The organism is Methanobrevibacter filiformis, assembly GCF_001639265.1.
GTDB lineage: Archaea > Methanobacteriota > Methanobacteria > Methanobacteriales > Methanobacteriaceae > Methanacia > Methanacia filiformis.
Genome location: NZ_LWMT01000235.1, coordinates 1 through 18,927 on the forward strand (window position 1 = coordinate 1; position 18,927 = coordinate 18,927).

The window sequence follows — 18,927 nt, forward strand, 5'->3', positions numbered from 1 at the left end:
AATAGATATTCAATGAAAAACATAGACAACAAATAAAAAAAACTACAAAAAATAATTTACAATCTAACCACAACTAAGAAAATTCACTGTCATCCATCAACTGAAAAATTAATTATTGCACAGCCAATTTAATAACTACATTATCATTCGGTAAAACGAATAGGTCTTTATAAATTATCATTCGGTAAAACGAATAAGTTTATAAATAATGTTTTAATAGTTTTAATAAAAAAGTTTATTATATTACTTTAACAAATAATTAATTATAAAGAATTATTTTTAAGAGGTAAAAAATGGATTCAATTAATGAGTTTATTGAAAAACAAGGACCTATTGATATAAGAGAATTAGCTATTGAATTTGCTAATTCTTTAAATAATCTAGAAATAGAAAAAAAATAATTTTATTTGGTTCTGTTGCTCGTGATGAAGATAATGAAGATTCCGATATAGATATTTTAATTATTACTAAAGATAAAAATAAAATAAAACATAAAGTGTACAAAAAAGTTTCTGAATTTTTACTAAAAACAATGGAATATATTTCAGTAAAAATAAAGAAGACTATGATAGGTATAAACATACTGCTTTTTATTTAAGTGTAGCCGAAGAAGGTGTTGTAATTGGAGGATATGGGATTAGCATTTGAAAAAAGTTTAAGGATGCTCCAATCTGTAAAAGAATGCATTGGGATATGAGGAATATGATGTGGCTGTAAATCATGCATATTATGCAGTTTTTTAAACCAAAAAACATAGTGGAGTAATTAATTTATTTAGTTTTGAGTATGTTCATAAAGATAATTTCAAACACAACATTTATGTATTTACTAAAATTAGAAGAAGACCGTGGAGATGCTGATCATGATTTAACTTTTATGACCAGAAACAAGAAGCCAAAGAAGATATAACTAAAGCTGAAAAATTCATTAATAAATGTAAAAATTTTTATAATTTAATTTTATATTTTATTTAATAGCTTAACTTTATCTATTTTTTTCTAAGGCTGTATAAACTATTATTTAAACAAAGATTATGTTTTCAAAAAGGTGATTTTATAAAATTATTACACATAGGTATTGATGATACTGATTCACCAGAAGGGATGTGTACAACATACTTAGCATCAATAATAATTAATGAGCTAAAAGAAAATGGTATAAATATCGAAGGTAATCCTCATTTAATACGACTTAATCCATTTGCAAGATATAAAACCAGAGGTAATGGAGCTGTATCATTTAAAATAGCTATTTCTAATAAAACTGATATTAATAAAATCAAAGAAATAGTTTTAAAAAATGTTAAAGAACATGCAATGTTTGAGCATGAAAACACAAATCCTGGTGTTGTCTTCTATGATGGTGAAATCACAGATAAAATGATTGATTATGCATTTAAAACCATATATTCCTTAATTACTATTAAGCAAGCAGAAAAATTTGCAAATGAAATTGGTGCAGAAATACATAAATTCAAAAAAGGACGAGGAATAATTGGTTCTATTGCAGCAATAGCTTGTCCACTTCTAGATTATACATATGAACTTATTAGCTATCGAGTAAAGGATAATTATGGGAAAAAAAGGAAAATAAATAAGGATTCAGTTAAATTAATGGATAAAGAAACATTTCCTGAGACTTTTGAAAACATTGATGGTGATTACATTGCAATAGAACCAAGAACACCATGTCCAGTTCTTTATGGGATAAGAGGGGAGTCTGTTAATGCTCTTGAAATAGCTAAAGGTATAGTTGAAGCAGATGAAACCATAGATTCTTATTCTATATTTAAAACAAATCAACACACAGATATGCATCTTAGGAAAATAGATAAAATAGCTAACATGGAAAAATATGGTTGTTATATAGTAGAAGGTATTGTAGATGATGATCCTCATGTTATTGAGGGAGGTCACCTATTTTTCACACTTAAAGATGAATCTGGAGAAATTGAAGCTGCAGCATATGAACCAACAAAAGACTTTAGAAAAATAATAAAAGAACTTAAAAAAGGAGATCATCTTAGATTATATGGTGGAATTGGTTGTGGAGGAACATTTAATATAGAAAAAATTAAAATAATATCTCTTATAGCAAATACAACTTATCAAAATCCAACATGTAATTGTGGAAAGAGAATGACTTCTGCAGGAAAAAATAAAGGATTTAAATGTAAAAAATGTGGTTTTAAATTACCAGATGGTGAAAAAATAGCTATTATTGAAGATAGAAACCTAAAAGAAGATAAATTCTATGAAACACCAGTGTCTGCAAGAAGGCATTTGTCAAAGCCACTTATCAGAATGAATATTAATAGGTAGTAATAAATAGTAACATATATAACAAATATTATATTAATATTTTAAATAGTAATAACAAATATTAATGATTATTAACAATTATTATGTAAATAGTAATAACAAATATTAATGATTATTAACAATTATTATGTAAATAGTAATAACAAATATTAATGATTATTAACAATTATTATGCAAATAGTAATAAATAATGATTATTAACAATTATTACATGGATATTAATTAAGATTAATAAGGATTAATTGGGGATTTGATTAATATGATGGCTTCAAAGTTTGCAAATTTTATTTTAGAATTAAATTATGAAGATATTGATAAAGAAACATTAGAAAAAACCAAATTATGTTTTTTGGATTACTTAGCTGTGACTTTAAGAGGTATGAAAGAAGAAAGCACGAAAATAGCTATTAAAACATTAAATCAGCTATTTAGTGCATATCACTACAACAATGCATTTAAGTCTTCATTTATAGATGGGACTTATACTAATCCGTTAAATGCAGGGTTTATTAATGGAATAGCTGCTCATTCATTAGATTTAGATGATGGTCATAGATTTGCAGGACTCCATTTAGGTTCAGTTATTTTCTCAACAGCAATAGCTATTTCTCAAGCAGAAAATAACACAGGAAATGAGTTTTTTGAAGCAGTTATTGGAGGTTATGAAGTAGCTATTGTGCTTGGAACTTTGATCAATCCTAATCATAGGAATCAAGGTTTTCATAGTACTGGAACAATAGGTACAATTGCTTCATGTGTAACAGCTGCTAAGCTATTGAAATTAGATTATAATCAGATAATAGCTACATTATCCACTGCTACTACATCAGCATCAGGGCTTTTAGAGTCAGATCATAAAGGAACAATGGGAAAACCATTCCATGTAGGTAATGCTGTTTATAATGGAATATTAGCTGCATTTTTAGCTAAAAACGGGTTCACTGGCACAGAATCTATAATTGATGGTGATGAAGGATTTATTAAAGGTTTAGCTACTAAAACTTTTAATGAATTAGATCAAAAATTAAAAAATAGCTATTTAGATCAGGAACTTGGAAAATTCCATATAAATAATGTTTATCTAAAAAAATATCCAGTTTGTAGACACTTACACTCTTCAATAGAGTCAATACTAAATTTAAGAGAAAGTTTAATAAGAAAGTATATTGATAAGTATACTAAATATATTGATAAAATAGATATTTATACTTATAAAATAGCTAGCCAACATAATAATCATAATATATCTAATAAAGAAGGTTTAAAACAAAGTTTACCTTATTCCGCAGCACTTGCATTATTATTTGGAAAACTAGACATAAATGTTCTAGATAACTTCAGTAAAGATGATGTTAAAAGTATTGCAGATAAAATAAATATTCACTGTGATAGTGAATTAGAATCCTTTGCTCCTGATTTAATGTCTTCAAAAGTAATTATAACCACTTCAACAGGACATGTATTTGAAAACTTAACAGATATTCCACAAGGTGAAACAGGAAAACCATTTTCTAAAAAAGATATTTTAGATAAATTTAACGAAATTAATCAGGATATTGATTTAATTAAGATAATAGCTATTGAAAATAAAATTGATAATTTAGATAAATTGAAAATAAATGACTTTATGGAATTTTTTCATGAGTTATTGAGATTAAATTAAATATTAAATAAATTAAATAAATATTACTTTAAAAATTAAATACATTCATTGTATAAATATAAATTTCATTCAATATTTTTTTGAAATTCAACAGCCATATTATATATTTCATTAACAGATTTATCTTTAAGTAAATCTCTTCTCCATTCAGTGTAATCAAATTTTTCTCTTTTAATACTATTTATAAATCTTTCAGCACCAACAATCCCAAATTTTTCAATTAAAAACCCCATAGCTTCAGATCTTAATACTAATTCACTTTTCATTTAATTCACCTTCAACTCTTACAAAATCAATAGGATTTATAATATTAGATGGTTTTTATATTCTTTTTTGAGGGTAATTTATTTGTTACTTTATTTACATATTCAACATATTCATGTAAATTTTTAGCACCAGTTTTTTTCCATGCATTTTCTTGTAATTGCATTTTAAATTTCATAGCATCTAAATTTTTTTCATTATTCATAATTAATCATCTCTTTTGGAGTTCTTATTTCTAAAATATGGTATCCTTCATTTAAATTCACTGCATTAAATTTTTTAATTTTGTCTAAGTTAACTATATGTTTGAAGTTCCAACTTACGAGTACATCAACACTAATTACTGTTGCAATAGCAATATGTAGTGCATCACCAGAATATTTTCTACTAACAATATTGTTCTTAAGATATAATTCTGCCAAATCTTCCAATTCTCGGTTAATTGTCTATTCTTCATAATTTAGAGTTTCTAAATTATCTATAACATATTGAGGTGCACCATTTTTCAGTTCAAACATCACATGAGAAGAAATTACTGCATTATACTCTTTATTTTTTAAGGGGATGTCCCATAATTCTATAAGTCGTTGAAAATCTATTTAATTAATTTTTAAGCGTTTTAACTAAATATATAGTAAAACAAAGTTATTTTAATCATTTTTAAATATAATATGTTTTCATGATATTTAGAATTTTTGCCACTTTCTATGTAGAATTTATAAAAATATATTGATAAACTGGATTAGAATAGCTAAAATTCAATTTATATAACTAATTAAATATCCATATAATTAATTTATCAGCAATATAAGGCTCTCAAAATACTTATTTAAGAAAATAAGTCTTAACTAATTATCTATTGAATTATGGAACATCCCCTTAATTTTTCAAAAAGTTTCATTGTAGGTTCTTTAAATTCATTATCAAAATAACCTCCAATCACTGAATTTTCTAGGTAAACATCTAATATTTTCATGATATAACTTCCTAAATAGTTAAATGTAATAATCAACTCATATCAACTTAAGAAAAAAGTATTTATTTAAAAATTTCAATTTTAGAAATCCCTTTGATCCTTTTTATAATTTTCTCTCAAAATGATTATATACTTCAGTTATTCAATTATAATTTTAGATATGCTTTTTAATTCAATTTCCATTTGATCCTGATCATTAAAAGGTCTGTTATAACAACAAGTATCTAAATACACTTTCATAAAAATTCTTCTATATTATATAATCGTTCTATTAAAATTCAGAAATTGTTATATTATTATTTGAAATTAATATTAAATATATTTTGGGGATTTTTAGAAATTTTCATTGATATATTATATGTTCGATATAATAGTAACATTTATATATTAATATAACTTATATATAATTAATAAAACATACTATTTTATTTATCATTAATATTATCTTATAGAAATAAATACTAAATTATGTCAATATTATCTTATAGTTGGATATAATTTAACCATACTTATTAAATTAATCTTATTTTACAATTTAAATATATAAATCACTTCTACGTTGATTATAGGGGAAATGAATAGATGGAATTAGAAAAAAATGAAAATAATAATATAAAATTAGATAATCATTCTATAAAAAAACAAAAGCATTCTGGGTCTTCAGAAGGATTGTTTCACGAAACATCTTTTGATCAAACTTTTTCTAAAAGTTTGACTACAATAGTTATTATATTATCATTAATAGCTATTTTATTTTTTAGTGTTTCATCTGCTAGTGCTGTAGATGTTACAATTAGTAATACTACTTCTACTGGTATTAATGGGTCTGTAAATAGTGTTACAAGTGGAGGAACTGTTAATAATTCCATTACACTAAATGCAGGAGTATATAATAAAACAGTTGATCGTGCTAACACCATTAGTTTTTCAAATAAAAATTTATCAGTTAGAGGTAATGGTGCACCAAGCGCAGTTATTATTGATGGAAATAACATCGGAAGATTATTTACAATATCTGGATCAAACAATAACATAAGTTTTGAAAATATAACATTTAGAAAAGGTAAAGATACTCAATATGGCGCTGCATTCTACATCACTGGTAACAGTACAGTTATATTTAAAAATTGTATATTTACAAGTAATGCTGTAAGTTCTACTACAGGGAGTACTAGTTATGGTGGTGCTATTTATAACACTGGATCTAATATCACTGTGAACAATTCTACATTTACAAATAATAATATTAGTGTTGTTTATGCTGGTACTGGTACTAGTGGTTATGGTGGTGCTATTCATAGTCGGCTAAACTTAACTGTTATCAATTCCATATTTACAAATAATGGATTAACTATTAGGCATAATGGCACTAGTAGTGATGGTTATGGTGGTGTTATTTCTAGTAATGGTAATTTAACTCTTGTTGGCTCTACATTTACAAATAATGGAATAACTATGATAATGAATGGTACTAGTGGTGATGGTTATGGTGGTGCCATTTATAGTACTGGTAATAATTCATATATTACTAATTCTTCATTCTCAAATAATTATATAAATTCAACAAATATTAATGCTTTTTCCGATAGTTATGGTGGTGTTATTTATAATAGTGGTAATTTAAATTTAAGTAGTTCTAATTTCACTAATAATCGTATAAATGTTAATGGTAATGCTTCGAGCTCTGGTTCTGGTGGTGCTATTTATAATCGTGGTAATTTAAATTTAAGTAGTTCTAATTTCACCAATATTATTGTAACTGGTAGTGGTCGTACTAGTGGCTATGGTGGTGTTATTTATAATAGTGCTAATTTTAGTTTGAGTAGTTCTAATTTCACTAATAATAGTATGAAGGTTAATGGCAGTTCTAATTATGGTGGCGTTATTTACAATACGGGTACTACTTTCAGTATAAATAGTTCTAATTTCGCTAATAATGGTGTAAATAGTAGTGGTTCTGGTTCTGGTTCTGGTGGTGTTATTTATAATCGTGGTAATTTTAGTTCGAGTAGTTCTAATTTCGCTAATAATGGTGTAAATAGTAGTGGTTATGGTTATGGTGGTGTTATTTATAATGGTGGTAATTTTAGTTCGAGTAGTTCTAATTTCACTAATAATAGTATGAAGGTTAATGGCAGTTATAGTTATGGTGGCGTTATTTACAATACGGGTACTACTTTCAGTATAAATAGTTCTAATTTCGCTAATAATGGCGTAAATAGTAGTAGTTCTGGTTATGGTGGTGTTATTTATAATGGTGGTAATTTTAGTTTGAGTAGTTCTAATTTCACTAATAATAGTATGAAGGTTAATGGCGGTTATAGTTATGGTGGCGTTATTTACAATACGGGTACTACTTTCAGTATAAATAGTTCTAATTTCGCTAATAATGTAAATAGTAGTGGTTATGGTTATGGTGGTGTTATTTATAATGGTGGTAATTTTAGTTTGAGTAGTTCTAATTTCACTAATAATGGTGTAAATAGTAGTGGTTCTGGTTATGGTGGTGCTATTTATAATGGTGGTAATTTTAATTTGAGTAATTCTAGTTTTATTAATAATTCTGCAGGTTATGGTGGTGCTATTTATAATGGTGCTAATTTTAATTTGAGTAATTCTAGTTTTATTAATAATTCTGCAGGATATGGTGGTGGGATTTACACTGGTGGTAATGTTGTTGTGAGTAGTTCTAATTTTACAAACAATACTCAAGCTATTGGATTTATCACCACTAATTTCACATTAAATAATACTAATATTTCAGATAATGGTATAGCTATCCAGTTTATATATGGTAATATTAATTATACTCTTGATAATTTAACTGCAAATGGAACTATTATTAAAGATAATAATTATACTTATGATATAAGAGGTAATAATAGTAATTATGTGATTTCACAGGAATCTGTTCTTGACACTGCATATCAAGGATTTATTATTATCACTGGAAACAATAATACTATTATTAATTCTAATATTTGTAATATATCTAACACTGCAATAACAATAAACACCACCGCTCTTCGAAACACTCTTATTAACCTTACATTATCTAATAACTCACTAGCTATTCATTTTTTAGGAAATAATAGTGTTTTCACTAATGGAACATTAGATGGAAATGAAATAGGAGCTATAATAAGTGGCTTTAATAATACCATAATAGGCACAACAATTGTGAATAACACAGTTGTAGGTGTAAATATCACTGGATCTAACAACACTCTAAATTATAACAGAATCTATCAAAATACTTTAGGTATGCTAAACTCAGGAATCAACACTAACGCAAACTTCAATTGGTGGGGGAAAAATAATATCACTAACCAATACAGCAATTCTGGAACAAATTTAAATCTTACATATTGGTATGTATTACAACTTTCACTTAACTCAACATTTAACACAACTGCAAATGCAACAAGAAATTACACAAAAAATGTTCCAGCAAATTTATCTTACACCTTAACATTGAATAATATAGCTACTAATACTACTAATAATCCAGGTTTATTACCTTACTTCACAGTAAAGATATTACTTAAAAACAGTACAAGTGTTGTTAATAACATTAGTGATGATATAAGAACATTCACATTTTCAAAAGAGGTCATGCTATCTGGCACTGATCTTCAAGGATCAATCCATGCTTTAGTAGATGATGAAAATCTTATTCTTATTATTGAAGATGAATCAAATATCCAGGTTAATCTCACTATTGTCAAAGTTGCAAATGTGACTAATGTTTCTAATAATGGCACTATTAACTTTACAATAATCATAATTAACAATGGAAATGATATTGCATCTAATGTTACTTTCACTGATTTACTTAATGATAATTTTAAACTTCTGAACGTGACTGGAGGCTCATCATACAATAATGCAACAGGTATTTGGACTGTTGGAGATATTGAAGATAAGACAAATGTAACTCTCAACATGATTGTTCAAGCTATTAAATCAGGAACAGTAAATAACACTGCAAATAATGTAACAGCTATTGAAACACTTGTTAATCCAAATATAAACTCCACAGTAACAATCACTATCACACCAGCAGTTAATTTAAACATTACAAAGATATCTAATGTAACTGGTCTTAACACCTCCCACATCGGCGACCATGTTAAATACACCATAACTGTTAAAAACAATGGCTTAGATAATGCAAGTAATGTAAAAGTGCACGATATCTTAGATTCTAAATTAACTTACATTACACACAACTCTTCAACTGGAACTTACAATAATACTACAGGATTATGGAATATTGGAACATTAAATGTTAATCAAACAGCTACACTAGAAATCGAAGTAATAATAGCTAACATCGGAACAATAGAAAATATTGCAAATATAACTGCAAATGAAATAATACTTAATGGAAGTAACACAAACACAAGCACAACAATCCACGTAAATCCTTTAAACAGTACTTTAATCATTAATCCTATTGTAAATACTAAGATTAATAGTAATGTTAGTATTAATGGTAATTTATTAGATGAAAAAGGTGCTCCGATTAGTGGTGTTACTATTAATTTAACTGTTAATAATGTTGCTTACAATGCTACTACTGATGCCAGGGGTAATTGGAATATTAGCTATTTTGTAGGTTCAACTGGAAATATTAATGTTGTTGCTGAGTTTGTTGGTAATGTTAATTATACTGGTGCTGCTAATGCAACTTATTTTGATGGTTTGGCTTTGAATAGTACTTTGATTATTAATCATATTGTGAATACTAAGATTAATAGTAGTGTTAATATTAATGGAACTTTGTTAGATGAGAATGGTGCTCCGATTAGTGGTGTTACTATTAATTTGACCGTTAATGGGGTTGCTTATAATGCTGCTACTAATGCGGGTGGTAATTGGAATATTAATTATCATGTGGGGTTGACTGGACGTATTAATGTTGTTGCTGAGTTTGTTGGTAATGTTAATTATACTGGTGCTGCTAATGCAACTTATTTTGATGGTTTGGCTTTGAATAGTACTTTGATTATTAGTCATATTGTGGATGCTAAGGTGAATAGTAGTGTTAGTATTAATGGTACTTTGTTAGATGAGAATGGTGCTCCGATTGGTGGTGTTATTGTTAATTTGACTGTTAATGGTGTTGCTTATAATGTTACTACTAATGCGGGTGGTAATTGGAGTATTACTTATCATGTGGGTTTGACTGGACGTATTAATGTTGTTGCTGAGTTTGTTGGTAATGTTAATTATACTGGTGCTGCTAATGCAACTTATTTTGATGGTTTGGCTTTGAATAGTACTTTGATTATTAGTCATATTGTGGATGCTAAGGTGAATAGTAGTGTTAGTATTAATGGTACTCTATTTGATGAGGGTGGTGTTCCGATTGGTGGTGTTATTGTTAATTTGGCTGTTAATGGTGTTACTTATAATGTTACTACTAAGGCAGATGGCAAGTGGAATATTACTTATCATGTGATTTCAACTGGTATTATTAATGTTGTTGCTGAGTTTGTTGGCAATACTAATCATACTGCTGCTGTAAATAGCACTAGTTTTAATGGAATTTCTTTAAATAGTACATTAGTTATCAATCCTGTTCCTGGTACTAAGGTGAATAGTAGTGTTAGTATTAATGGTACTTTGTTTGGTGAGAATGGTGCTCCGATTGGTGGTGTTACTATTAATTTAACTATTAATAATGTTGCTTATAATGCTACTACTAATGCAAGTGGTAATTGGAATATTAATTATCACTTGAGTTTGACTGGACGTATTAATGTTGTTGCTGAGTTTGTTGGTAATGCTAATCATGCTGGTGCTGCTAATGCAACTTATTTTGATGGTTTGGCTTTGAATAGTACTTTGGTTATTAATCATATTGTGGATGTTAAGGTGAATAGTAGTGTTAGTATTAATGGTACTTTGTTTGATGAGAATGGTGCTCCGATTGGTGGTGTTACTATTAATTTAACTATTAATAATGTTGCTTATAATGCTACTACTGATAGTAGTGGTAACTGGAGTATTATTTATCTTGTTAATTCAAACGAGTTAGTCAATGTTGTTGCTGAGTTTGTTGGTAATGCTCATTATGCTGCTGCTGTTAATACAACTTATTTCAATGGAGTGGCTTTAAATAGTACACTAATTATCAATCCTATCCTGGATACTAAAATAAATAGTAATGTTAGTATTAATGGTACTTTGTTTGGTGAGAATAATAGTGTGATTGGTAATGTGAGTGTTGTTGTGGCTGTTAATGGTGTTAATTATAATGCTATGACAGATGCCAGTGGTAAGTGGAGTATTACTTATCTTGTTAATTCAACTGGACTATTTAATGTTGTTGCTATCTTTAATGGTAATACTAACCATGCTGCTGCTGTAAATAAGACAAGTTTTAATGGAGTGTCTTTAAATAGTACATTATTTATTAACCCTGTTGTGGATACTAAGGTGAATAGTAGTGTTAGTATTAATGGTACATTGTTAGATGAAAATAATAGTGTGATTGGTAATGTTGGTGTTGTTGTGACTGTTAATGGTGTTAGTTATAATAGTATTACTGATGCCAGTGGTAAGTGGAGTATTATTTATCTTGTTAATTCAACTGGACTATTTAATGTTGTTGTTGAGTTTAATGGTAATACTGTTTATGCTGCTGCTGTAAATAGCACTAATTTTAATAGTTTGGCTTTAAATAGCACATTAGTCATTAATCCTGTCACAAATGCTAAGATGAATAGTAATGTTAATATTAATGGTACATTGTTAGATGAAAATAATAATGCAATTAGTAATGTAAAAGTTGTTGTGACTGTTAATGGTGTTAATTATAATAGTACTACTGATGCAAGTGGTAAGTGGAATATCAGTTATTTTGTTAAGTCTTCTGGAAATATTAATGTTGTTGCTGAGTTTAATGGTAATACTGTTTATGCTGCTGCTGTAAATAGCACTAGTTTTAGTGGAGTGTCTTTGAATAGTACTTTGGTTATTAATCCTGTTGTGGATACTAAGGTGAATAGTAGTGTTAGTATTAATGGTAGCTTGTTTGGTGAGGGTAATAGTGCGATTGGTAATGTAAGTGTTGTTGTGGCTGTTAATGGTGTTAGTTATAATAGTACTACTGATGCAAGTGGTAAGTGGAATATCAGTTATTTTGTTAAGTTTCCTGGAAATATTAATGTTGTTGCTGAGTTTAATGGTAATACTGTTTATGCTGCTGCTGTAAATAGCACTAATTTTGATGGTTTGGCTTTGAATAGTATTTTGGTTATTAATCCTGTTGTGGATACTAAGGTGAATAGTAGTGTTAGTATTAATGGAACTTTATTAGGTGAGAATAATAAGGTCATTAGTAATGTGAGTGTTGTTGTGGCTGTTAATGGTGTTAGCTATAATAGTACTACTGATGCAAGTGGTAAGTGGAATATCAGTTATTTTGTTAAGTCTTCTGGAAATATTAATGTTGTTGCTGAGTTTAATGGTAATGCTGTTCATGTTGCTACTGTAAATAGTACTATTTTTAATGGTTTGGCTTTAAATAGCACATTGGTCATTAATACTGTTACAAATGCTAATGTGGGTAGCAATGTTAATATTAAAGGTACATTGTTAGATGAGAATAATAAGGCTATTAGTAATGTGAGAGTTGTTGTGACTGTTAATGGTGTTAGCTATAATATTACTACTGATGCTAGTGGTAATTGGAATATTAATTATCTTGTTAATTCAACTGGCATAATTAATGTTGTTGCTGCATTTGATGGCAATGATAAGTATGTTGGTGCTGTTAACAGTACTACTTTTATTGTGAATAACAATGTTAATATTAGTATTGTTAAAATAGCTAGTATTAATGGAATTAATAATAGTGCTAAGGGTCATGTTGGAGATACTGTGATTTATACCATTAATGTAGTGAATAATGGTGTTATTGATGCTACTGGAGTTCTTGTAACTGAAATAATAGATAGTACTAAGTTGAAATTTAATAAAGCATCTGTAACACAAGGATCTTATAATAATATTAATGGATTATGGACTATTGGTGGGATTGTGGCTGGTGAAACCGTAACACTTACAATCAATGCTACTATAATAGCTATAGGTAACATTAGTAATTCTGCTAATGTTTCAGCAAGTGGAAATAATACTAATAGTAACAATAGTAGTTCAGTAACTATTGTCTCAGTTGCAATTCCAACCCAAATCAATACATTAAATGTAATAGTGGCTGTTGATAACTCTGTTAAACTTGAATCTATTTTAAAAGACAGTAATGGTAAACCTATTGATGGTAAAGAGATTAAATTCTATGTTAATGGAAAAATTATCGGAACGGCTGTTACTGATGTAAAAGGCGTAGCTTACTTTAGATATACTCCAACAAAAACAGGCACATTAACTTACACTTCATCCTTCACTGATCCTACAGGTGTTTATGGGTCTTCAACATCATCATCAGCATCTACTGTAACTGTAACTAAAGATAAAATCACTTTAGCCACTACATTACCAACTGGATCTGTTGGAGATAAAAAAACAATAAAAGTCAAAGCTACCAACAGTGAAGGCAAGCCAGTTCCAAACAAAACATTCACAGTCTATATAAATGGTAAAAAAATAGGTACTTATAAAACTAATAGTAAAGGTGAATTTACTATAAAAACCACACTCAAAGGTTCAAATAAATTACAAATTAAGTTCGCTGGAGACAGTAAATACAATAAATTGTCTAAAACTTACACCTACATTGCTAAATCTAAAGAAAAAACAATCACTACAATATACTATACTAAAACTAAATATAATAAAACTGTAACTTTGAAAGCTAAATTAACTACTAATAAAGGAAAAGCATTAGCTGGTAAATACATTAAATTCTATGTTGCAGGAAAATATGTTGGAAAATCTAAAACAAATAAAAAAGGAATAGCTATTTTCGAATATAATCCTAAGAAGAAATAATACTTTTATTTCTTCATATTTTATTTTTGTCAAGAATTTAATCCTAAAAAGATAGTAATACGTTTTTTACTGTGAAAAACATTTTTTAATTTTTTTAAACATTTAATAACTACATTACTATTGGTAAAACGAATAGCTCTTTATAAAGTATCATCCTGTAAAATAAATAGCTCTTTAAAAAAGGAATAATGAGAATTCATTAAATCCTTGGATTAAATAATTGAATTTGATGAGTTTGTTCTTTTTATTATATTCCATAGCCTGGAACAAAATTACCTGAAGTGTTGTATCTCTTTTTAGATTCATAAGATCCGTCAGCCTTTAATCCTTCTTTCACTATCTTTTTTATTAAATCAAATCCACCATATTGATCAAATAGATTTGCTTCTAAATATCCTGAGGTTTCTTTCATATTTGAATTTTTTATATTTTCTATTAAATTTATATTAAAAGTTTCTCCAATTTCTAATGCAATTACATACTGTAAATATTGGTTCCATAAATTATTAAATCTATTTTTTCCTCTTGTTTTGCGTAAATCTTTAATTAAATAATATTTAAAATCTTCCCATTTTTCTTTCAGTTCCATCCCTTCTTCGCTCCATCCTCCAAGATCTTTTTGAGGTGATAAAACTAAAAATATTCCTGAAATAAATGTGAGGAAACTAATGGATATTAGCCATGCTTCAATAACCATTGCAAGTATGAGTGTGAAGATCATAATTAACATTAAAATCATACCTAATGTCTTTAATTTGTCACTTTTGTTTGGATTGAAATATTTAAACTCATTGTCTTCAAAATATTTTTTATGTATGTTTTCACTCCATTCTTTATAGTTTCGTTGGAATTTATTAGCTCTTACTCGTTTTTTAAACAGTTCTTCGTAATTTAAAAGATCAATAATTCCATGTATTTCTAGTGAGGTTAAGCAACTCAGCACATTAACTTCAAATTTATTTAACTCCTTATAATGTCTTCTTGCATTTCTTTTCATTGTAATTTCGTATTTTGGAATTATATCTCCATATTCTCTTTTGTACCATACAGTTTTTATTTTAACTCTTAAATATTTTCGACTAATCAAATCTAATATTGTAGTGTAAAAACTAACTATATTTGTTTCACCAACTGTTTTATTAATTCCACCACTAAAAAGACAATGTATTAATCCAGGAGGATGATTTGTTGGTGGTTTTTCTGTTGGATAATCGTTTTCTTGATTTTTAATAGGCATATTATCACTTCTACATTGTGTTGTATGTATTTTTTATTTGCTATACTTATTAATATTTTTTATTAAGTTCTTTATTTTGTATTGATTTCTAATATCTTTTTTTCTTATTCTAATTTTGATCATATGGATTATTTATTTTTTAAACATTATTAGAACTATTTAATAGTATACAATACATTTTATCAATATATAATTTGGGGTAAAATCAGTTTTTATAGCAAATAATGAGCTTAGAAAACTATCTCCAAGTCAGCTCATACAATCCTAAAATAGGTTATTGTAGGTAACATTTTTATACAAAATCAATTTAATCGAAAAGTTTATTAAGGTTCCTTACTATATTATAATATAGTAAGGTTCCTAAATATTTAAATTATTTTATTTTAAATATTATTTCTAAAACCTTAACTATTTAATGGAGAGTTAATACAATGTCAAATGAAAAAAACACTGATTTAAAAAAGTTGTATCATCAATTAATCCAAACTTCTAATATATTTCGTAGAATTCACTTTGTAAATAAGTTTAATCATGAAGATTATGGTGTTCCTAGAAGTCAGGCTCTTTTACTTAAAATATTGCTTGAAAAGGAAGGATTAACCAATAAAGACATAGTAGAATTATTAGATATTCGTCCATCTTCAGCAGGAGAATTAATTGAAAAACTTGTAAAAAGTGGATATGTAACTAAAAAGACTAATCCTGATGATAAAAGAATAGCTAATATCTATTTAACTGATAATGGAAGAAAAAAAGCTGAAGAAATAGCTGAATCCCAAACTAATTTAATTGATAAAATATTTGAAAATATTAATGATACTGAAAAAGAACAATTATCCATCATACTTGAAAAACTCTCTAAATCCTTAAAATATGAATTTGAAGAATCAGATTTCAAAGAAAAGTTCCATCATCATAGAGGACATGGACATCATCATGGGCACCGTGGAAGTCGTGATTTTATGGACCATCCATTTTCCAAAGGTTTTAAAAGACCATTTGATGAAGATGATCTATGGAAATGATTTTATTAAATCTTATTAAATCTTATTAGATATTATTAGATATTATTAAATATTTTAAATGATGTAAAAATGATATGATGGGATAACATGGCAGCTGACAATAAAAATGGGGAGGATAGGGTTGAATTAATGAAAAAAGACCCTAAAAAAGCTTTAAGAAATTTTGCATGGCCTATGATGCTTACTATGATAATTTTCATAGGGAATAGCTTAGTAAATATTATATGGGTCTCTGGAATTGGAATAAGTGCAGTTGCAGCTGTAGGGTTTGTAGCACCACTATATACAATTATTGTTGGAATGGGACAAGGATTAGGAGCAGGAACTATTTCATTAATTGCTCGTTCGATTGGAGAAGAGAATAAAAAGAAAGTGGATAATGTAGCATTACATTCATTGCTCATAACTTTAATAGCTTCAATAATCATTTCAAGTCTGTTTCTTTTCTTTTTAAAGGATATCTTACTTTTAATAGGAGCAGGGACTGTATTAAAACTAAGTATGGATTATGGAAGTATTATATTTTTAGGAGCTTTACCATTGCTCTTAAGTGTAACAATTTCAAATCTTTTAAGGGCAGAAGGAGATATGAAAAGAGCTACATATGCTATGATATCAATTAGTCTATTAAATATGATTTTAGACCCTATATTTATTTATGCTTTAAATATGGGTGTAACTGGTGCAGCATTATCAACTGTACTTGCTTCATTTATCTCATTAATAGTAATGGTTTATTGGATTTTAATGAAACAAGATAGCTATATTTCATTCAAATTGAAAAACTTCCACTTTTCTATGGATATCATTAAGGATACTTTAAATGTAGCATTACCTACAAGTTTAGAAGAATTTATGATGTCTTTGTCTGCAGTTGGAACTAATGCTATTTTAGCAATGGTTGCAGGATCATCAGCAGTGGCAGTTTATACAATAGGGTGGCAAGTGATTACTCTCGGAGTTATTCCTGCAGTATCAATAGAATCAGCAACATTAGCTATTTCAGGAGTTGCAATAGGTGCTAAAAATTACATAAACCTTGAAATGATAAGTAACTATGGAATAAAATTAGGTGTAGTTTTAGGTGCAGTTTTAACAGTCATAATTTTTATTTTTGCACCAAATATAGCACAGCTATTTGCATACTCAACAAGTAATGGATTAATAGCTTCTCAAATCGAGTACTTCATTAGAATACTTTCACCATTTTTTATAGTTCTTCCATTTGGAATAATATCAACAGCGATATTCCAAGGAGCAGGAAAAGGTGTAACATCCCTAATTTTAAACTCCACAAGAGACATATTATTAACCTTAACATTTTCTTATATATTAGGAGTATTATTGGGGTTTGGAGAGATTGGAGTCTATTGGGGTATTTTAACAGGTGTAACCCTTGGATCAATAATTAATTACATCTATTATAGAATATTTTTAAGAAACTTGAAAAACTCAGATAATAAAGAAACTAAAACGAAAAACCTCTTAAATTAGCTTAAATTAGAGGATTCTTCTTTTTGAACTTCTTTAATTTTTATTTTATAATTTTTTTGTTTATAATTTTTTAACTATAGTATATTCCAAAAGCTTTGTAACATATGCAGTAAATTAAATGTTCAGAAATATCATTTGAAAAACATTTAAATTCAATTTAAAGCATTTTTATCATATATTTTATAAGAATTAAAAATGATTATATGTCACATTTTTTGAGCAACTATGTTTTACATTTTGTTCAAATTAGTAAACTCAAATCAAAATTATATATGTCTTTAATGAAATATTTAATAATATAAAATAATATAATATATACACAAAAATGAGTTTAAATAGGTGAAATTAATGACTTTTATTGAAACAAAGATCATAATAGATGATAAAATCTTAAAAAATATTAATAGTATAGCTAAAAGAAAAAATACTACTAAAAACAAAGTTATTAATGATATGTTGAAGAAAGGACTAAACAATGCAGAGTCTAACATTCCAGAACACTTAATAGCTAATAAGAATAGGAAACCCGACTCTGAAAGAAGTAGAAAATTGATTGGTGTAATCGAAACCGATGAACCTTTCGATACAAAGAAAGCATTAGATGAATTAAGACGAATGGAGTATTAAATTACATGATTTTTTTAGATGCTAATTTTTTAATTAATTTATATGTTAAGAGTAATAATGATCATGCAAGAGCTAAAGAGATCTATGGCTCATTAAACATTATTTGATTGTGTTTACATGGCTTTAATGGAAGAATTAGGAATATATTAATAGCTCTCGTTTTTAGATTTAAGATATATTACATCTTAAATAAATATACTTACTTTTTTTAGGAGATTATCCATAATTGAAATAAAGGTTTATGATTGTTGGATATGGTTTTAGATGTTTTTTAGTTTTTGTTTTAGTTTTTTGGTCTATTTTTTGTGTTTTAGTTTTAAACTTTTTAAATGTGTTTTTTATGATTTGAAGATTTT

Annotated in this window: 13 protein-coding genes; 7 read left to right on the top strand and 6 right to left on the bottom strand. The window is 27.4% G+C overall.

Going from position 1 to position 18,927, the window contains the following annotated elements; all coding sequences use genetic code 11:
• Positions 1 to 448 precede the first annotated feature (448 nt).
• Positions 449 to 598 (top strand): hypothetical protein, encoded by a 150-nt coding sequence (locus MBFIL_RS11265; RefSeq protein ID WP_369324007.1) that lies wholly within the window; start codon positions 449 to 451, stop codon positions 596 to 598.
• On the opposite strand, the gene MBFIL_RS11125 is transcribed toward MBFIL_RS11265, so the two are convergent.
• On the bottom strand, positions 595 to 726 hold the full coding sequence (locus MBFIL_RS11125) for a hypothetical protein (protein WP_281192532.1): 132 nt from the start codon (positions 724 to 726) through the stop codon (positions 595 to 597). The genes MBFIL_RS11265 and MBFIL_RS11125 overlap by 4 nt on opposite strands.
• Before the next feature lie 329 nt (positions 727 to 1,055).
• Between MBFIL_RS11125 and MBFIL_RS06385 the strand changes: the two genes are divergently transcribed.
• Positions 1,056 to 2,321 (top strand): TiaS agmantine-binding domain-containing protein, encoded by a 1,266-nt coding sequence (locus MBFIL_RS06385; RefSeq protein ID WP_394328415.1) that lies wholly within the window; start codon positions 1,056 to 1,058, stop codon positions 2,319 to 2,321.
• A 259-nt stretch (positions 2,322 to 2,580) separates the two neighbouring features.
• Positions 2,581 to 3,984, top strand: coding sequence for an MmgE/PrpD family protein (locus tag MBFIL_RS06390; protein ID WP_066972721.1), 1,404 nt, complete (start codon positions 2,581 to 2,583; stop codon positions 3,982 to 3,984).
• A 65-nt stretch (positions 3,985 to 4,049) separates the two neighbouring features.
• On the opposite strand, the gene MBFIL_RS06395 is transcribed toward MBFIL_RS06390, so the two are convergent.
• The 4 genes from MBFIL_RS06395 to MBFIL_RS11005 all read right to left on the bottom strand — a co-directional run bounded on the left by MBFIL_RS06395 (position 4,050) and on the right by MBFIL_RS11005 (position 5,224).
• Positions 4,050 to 4,250 carry a hypothetical protein gene (locus MBFIL_RS06395; protein WP_066972724.1) on the bottom strand — a complete coding sequence of 67 codons (201 nt, stop codon included), beginning with the start codon at positions 4,248 to 4,250 and terminating at the stop codon, positions 4,050 to 4,052.
• Between the two features lie 44 nt (positions 4,251 to 4,294).
• Entirely contained in the window at positions 4,295 to 4,453 is a 159-nt protein-coding gene (locus tag MBFIL_RS10605) for a hypothetical protein (protein WP_157078706.1), read from the bottom strand.
• Positions 4,446 to 4,679 (bottom strand): PIN domain-containing protein, encoded by a 234-nt coding sequence (locus MBFIL_RS06400; RefSeq protein ID WP_157078707.1) that lies wholly within the window; start codon positions 4,677 to 4,679, stop codon positions 4,446 to 4,448. Before MBFIL_RS06400 ends, MBFIL_RS10605 begins: the two co-directional genes overlap by 8 nt.
• Before the next feature lie 425 nt (positions 4,680 to 5,104).
• On the bottom strand, positions 5,105 to 5,224 hold the full coding sequence (locus tag MBFIL_RS11005; protein ID WP_245637467.1) for a CocE/NonD family hydrolase: 120 nt from the start codon (positions 5,222 to 5,224) through the stop codon (positions 5,105 to 5,107).
• A gap of 582 nt (positions 5,225 to 5,806) precedes the next feature.
• Here MBFIL_RS11005 and MBFIL_RS06405 point away from each other — a divergent pair.
• On the top strand, positions 5,807 to 14,188 hold the full coding sequence (locus tag MBFIL_RS06405) for a beta strand repeat-containing protein (RefSeq protein WP_066972731.1): 8,382 nt from the start codon (positions 5,807 to 5,809) through the stop codon (positions 14,186 to 14,188).
• 247 nt (positions 14,189 to 14,435) lie between these two features.
• Here the strand turns inward: MBFIL_RS06405 and MBFIL_RS06410 are convergent, their stop codons facing one another.
• Complete coding sequence (locus MBFIL_RS06410) at positions 14,436 to 15,425, bottom strand: DUF2207 family protein (protein WP_066972733.1); 990 nt, start codon at positions 15,423 to 15,425, stop codon at positions 14,436 to 14,438.
• A 431-nt stretch (positions 15,426 to 15,856) separates the two neighbouring features.
• Here MBFIL_RS06410 and MBFIL_RS06415 point away from each other — a divergent pair, with 431 nt between their 5' ends.
• The 3 genes from MBFIL_RS06415 to MBFIL_RS06425 all read left to right on the top strand — a co-directional run bounded on the left by MBFIL_RS06415 (position 15,857) and on the right by MBFIL_RS06425 (position 18,571).
• On the top strand, positions 15,857 to 16,450 hold the full coding sequence (locus tag MBFIL_RS06415; RefSeq protein ID WP_066972735.1) for a MarR family winged helix-turn-helix transcriptional regulator: 594 nt from the start codon (positions 15,857 to 15,859) through the stop codon (positions 16,448 to 16,450).
• An 87-nt stretch (positions 16,451 to 16,537) separates the two neighbouring features.
• Positions 16,538 to 17,944, top strand: a complete 1,407-nt coding sequence (locus MBFIL_RS06420; RefSeq protein ID WP_066972739.1) for an MATE family efflux transporter — start codon at positions 16,538 to 16,540, stop codon at positions 17,942 to 17,944.
• 348 nt (positions 17,945 to 18,292) lie between these two features.
• Complete coding sequence (locus tag MBFIL_RS06425) at positions 18,293 to 18,571, top strand: hypothetical protein (protein WP_066972741.1); 279 nt, start codon at positions 18,293 to 18,295, stop codon at positions 18,569 to 18,571.
• Positions 18,572 to 18,927 lie beyond the last annotated feature (356 nt).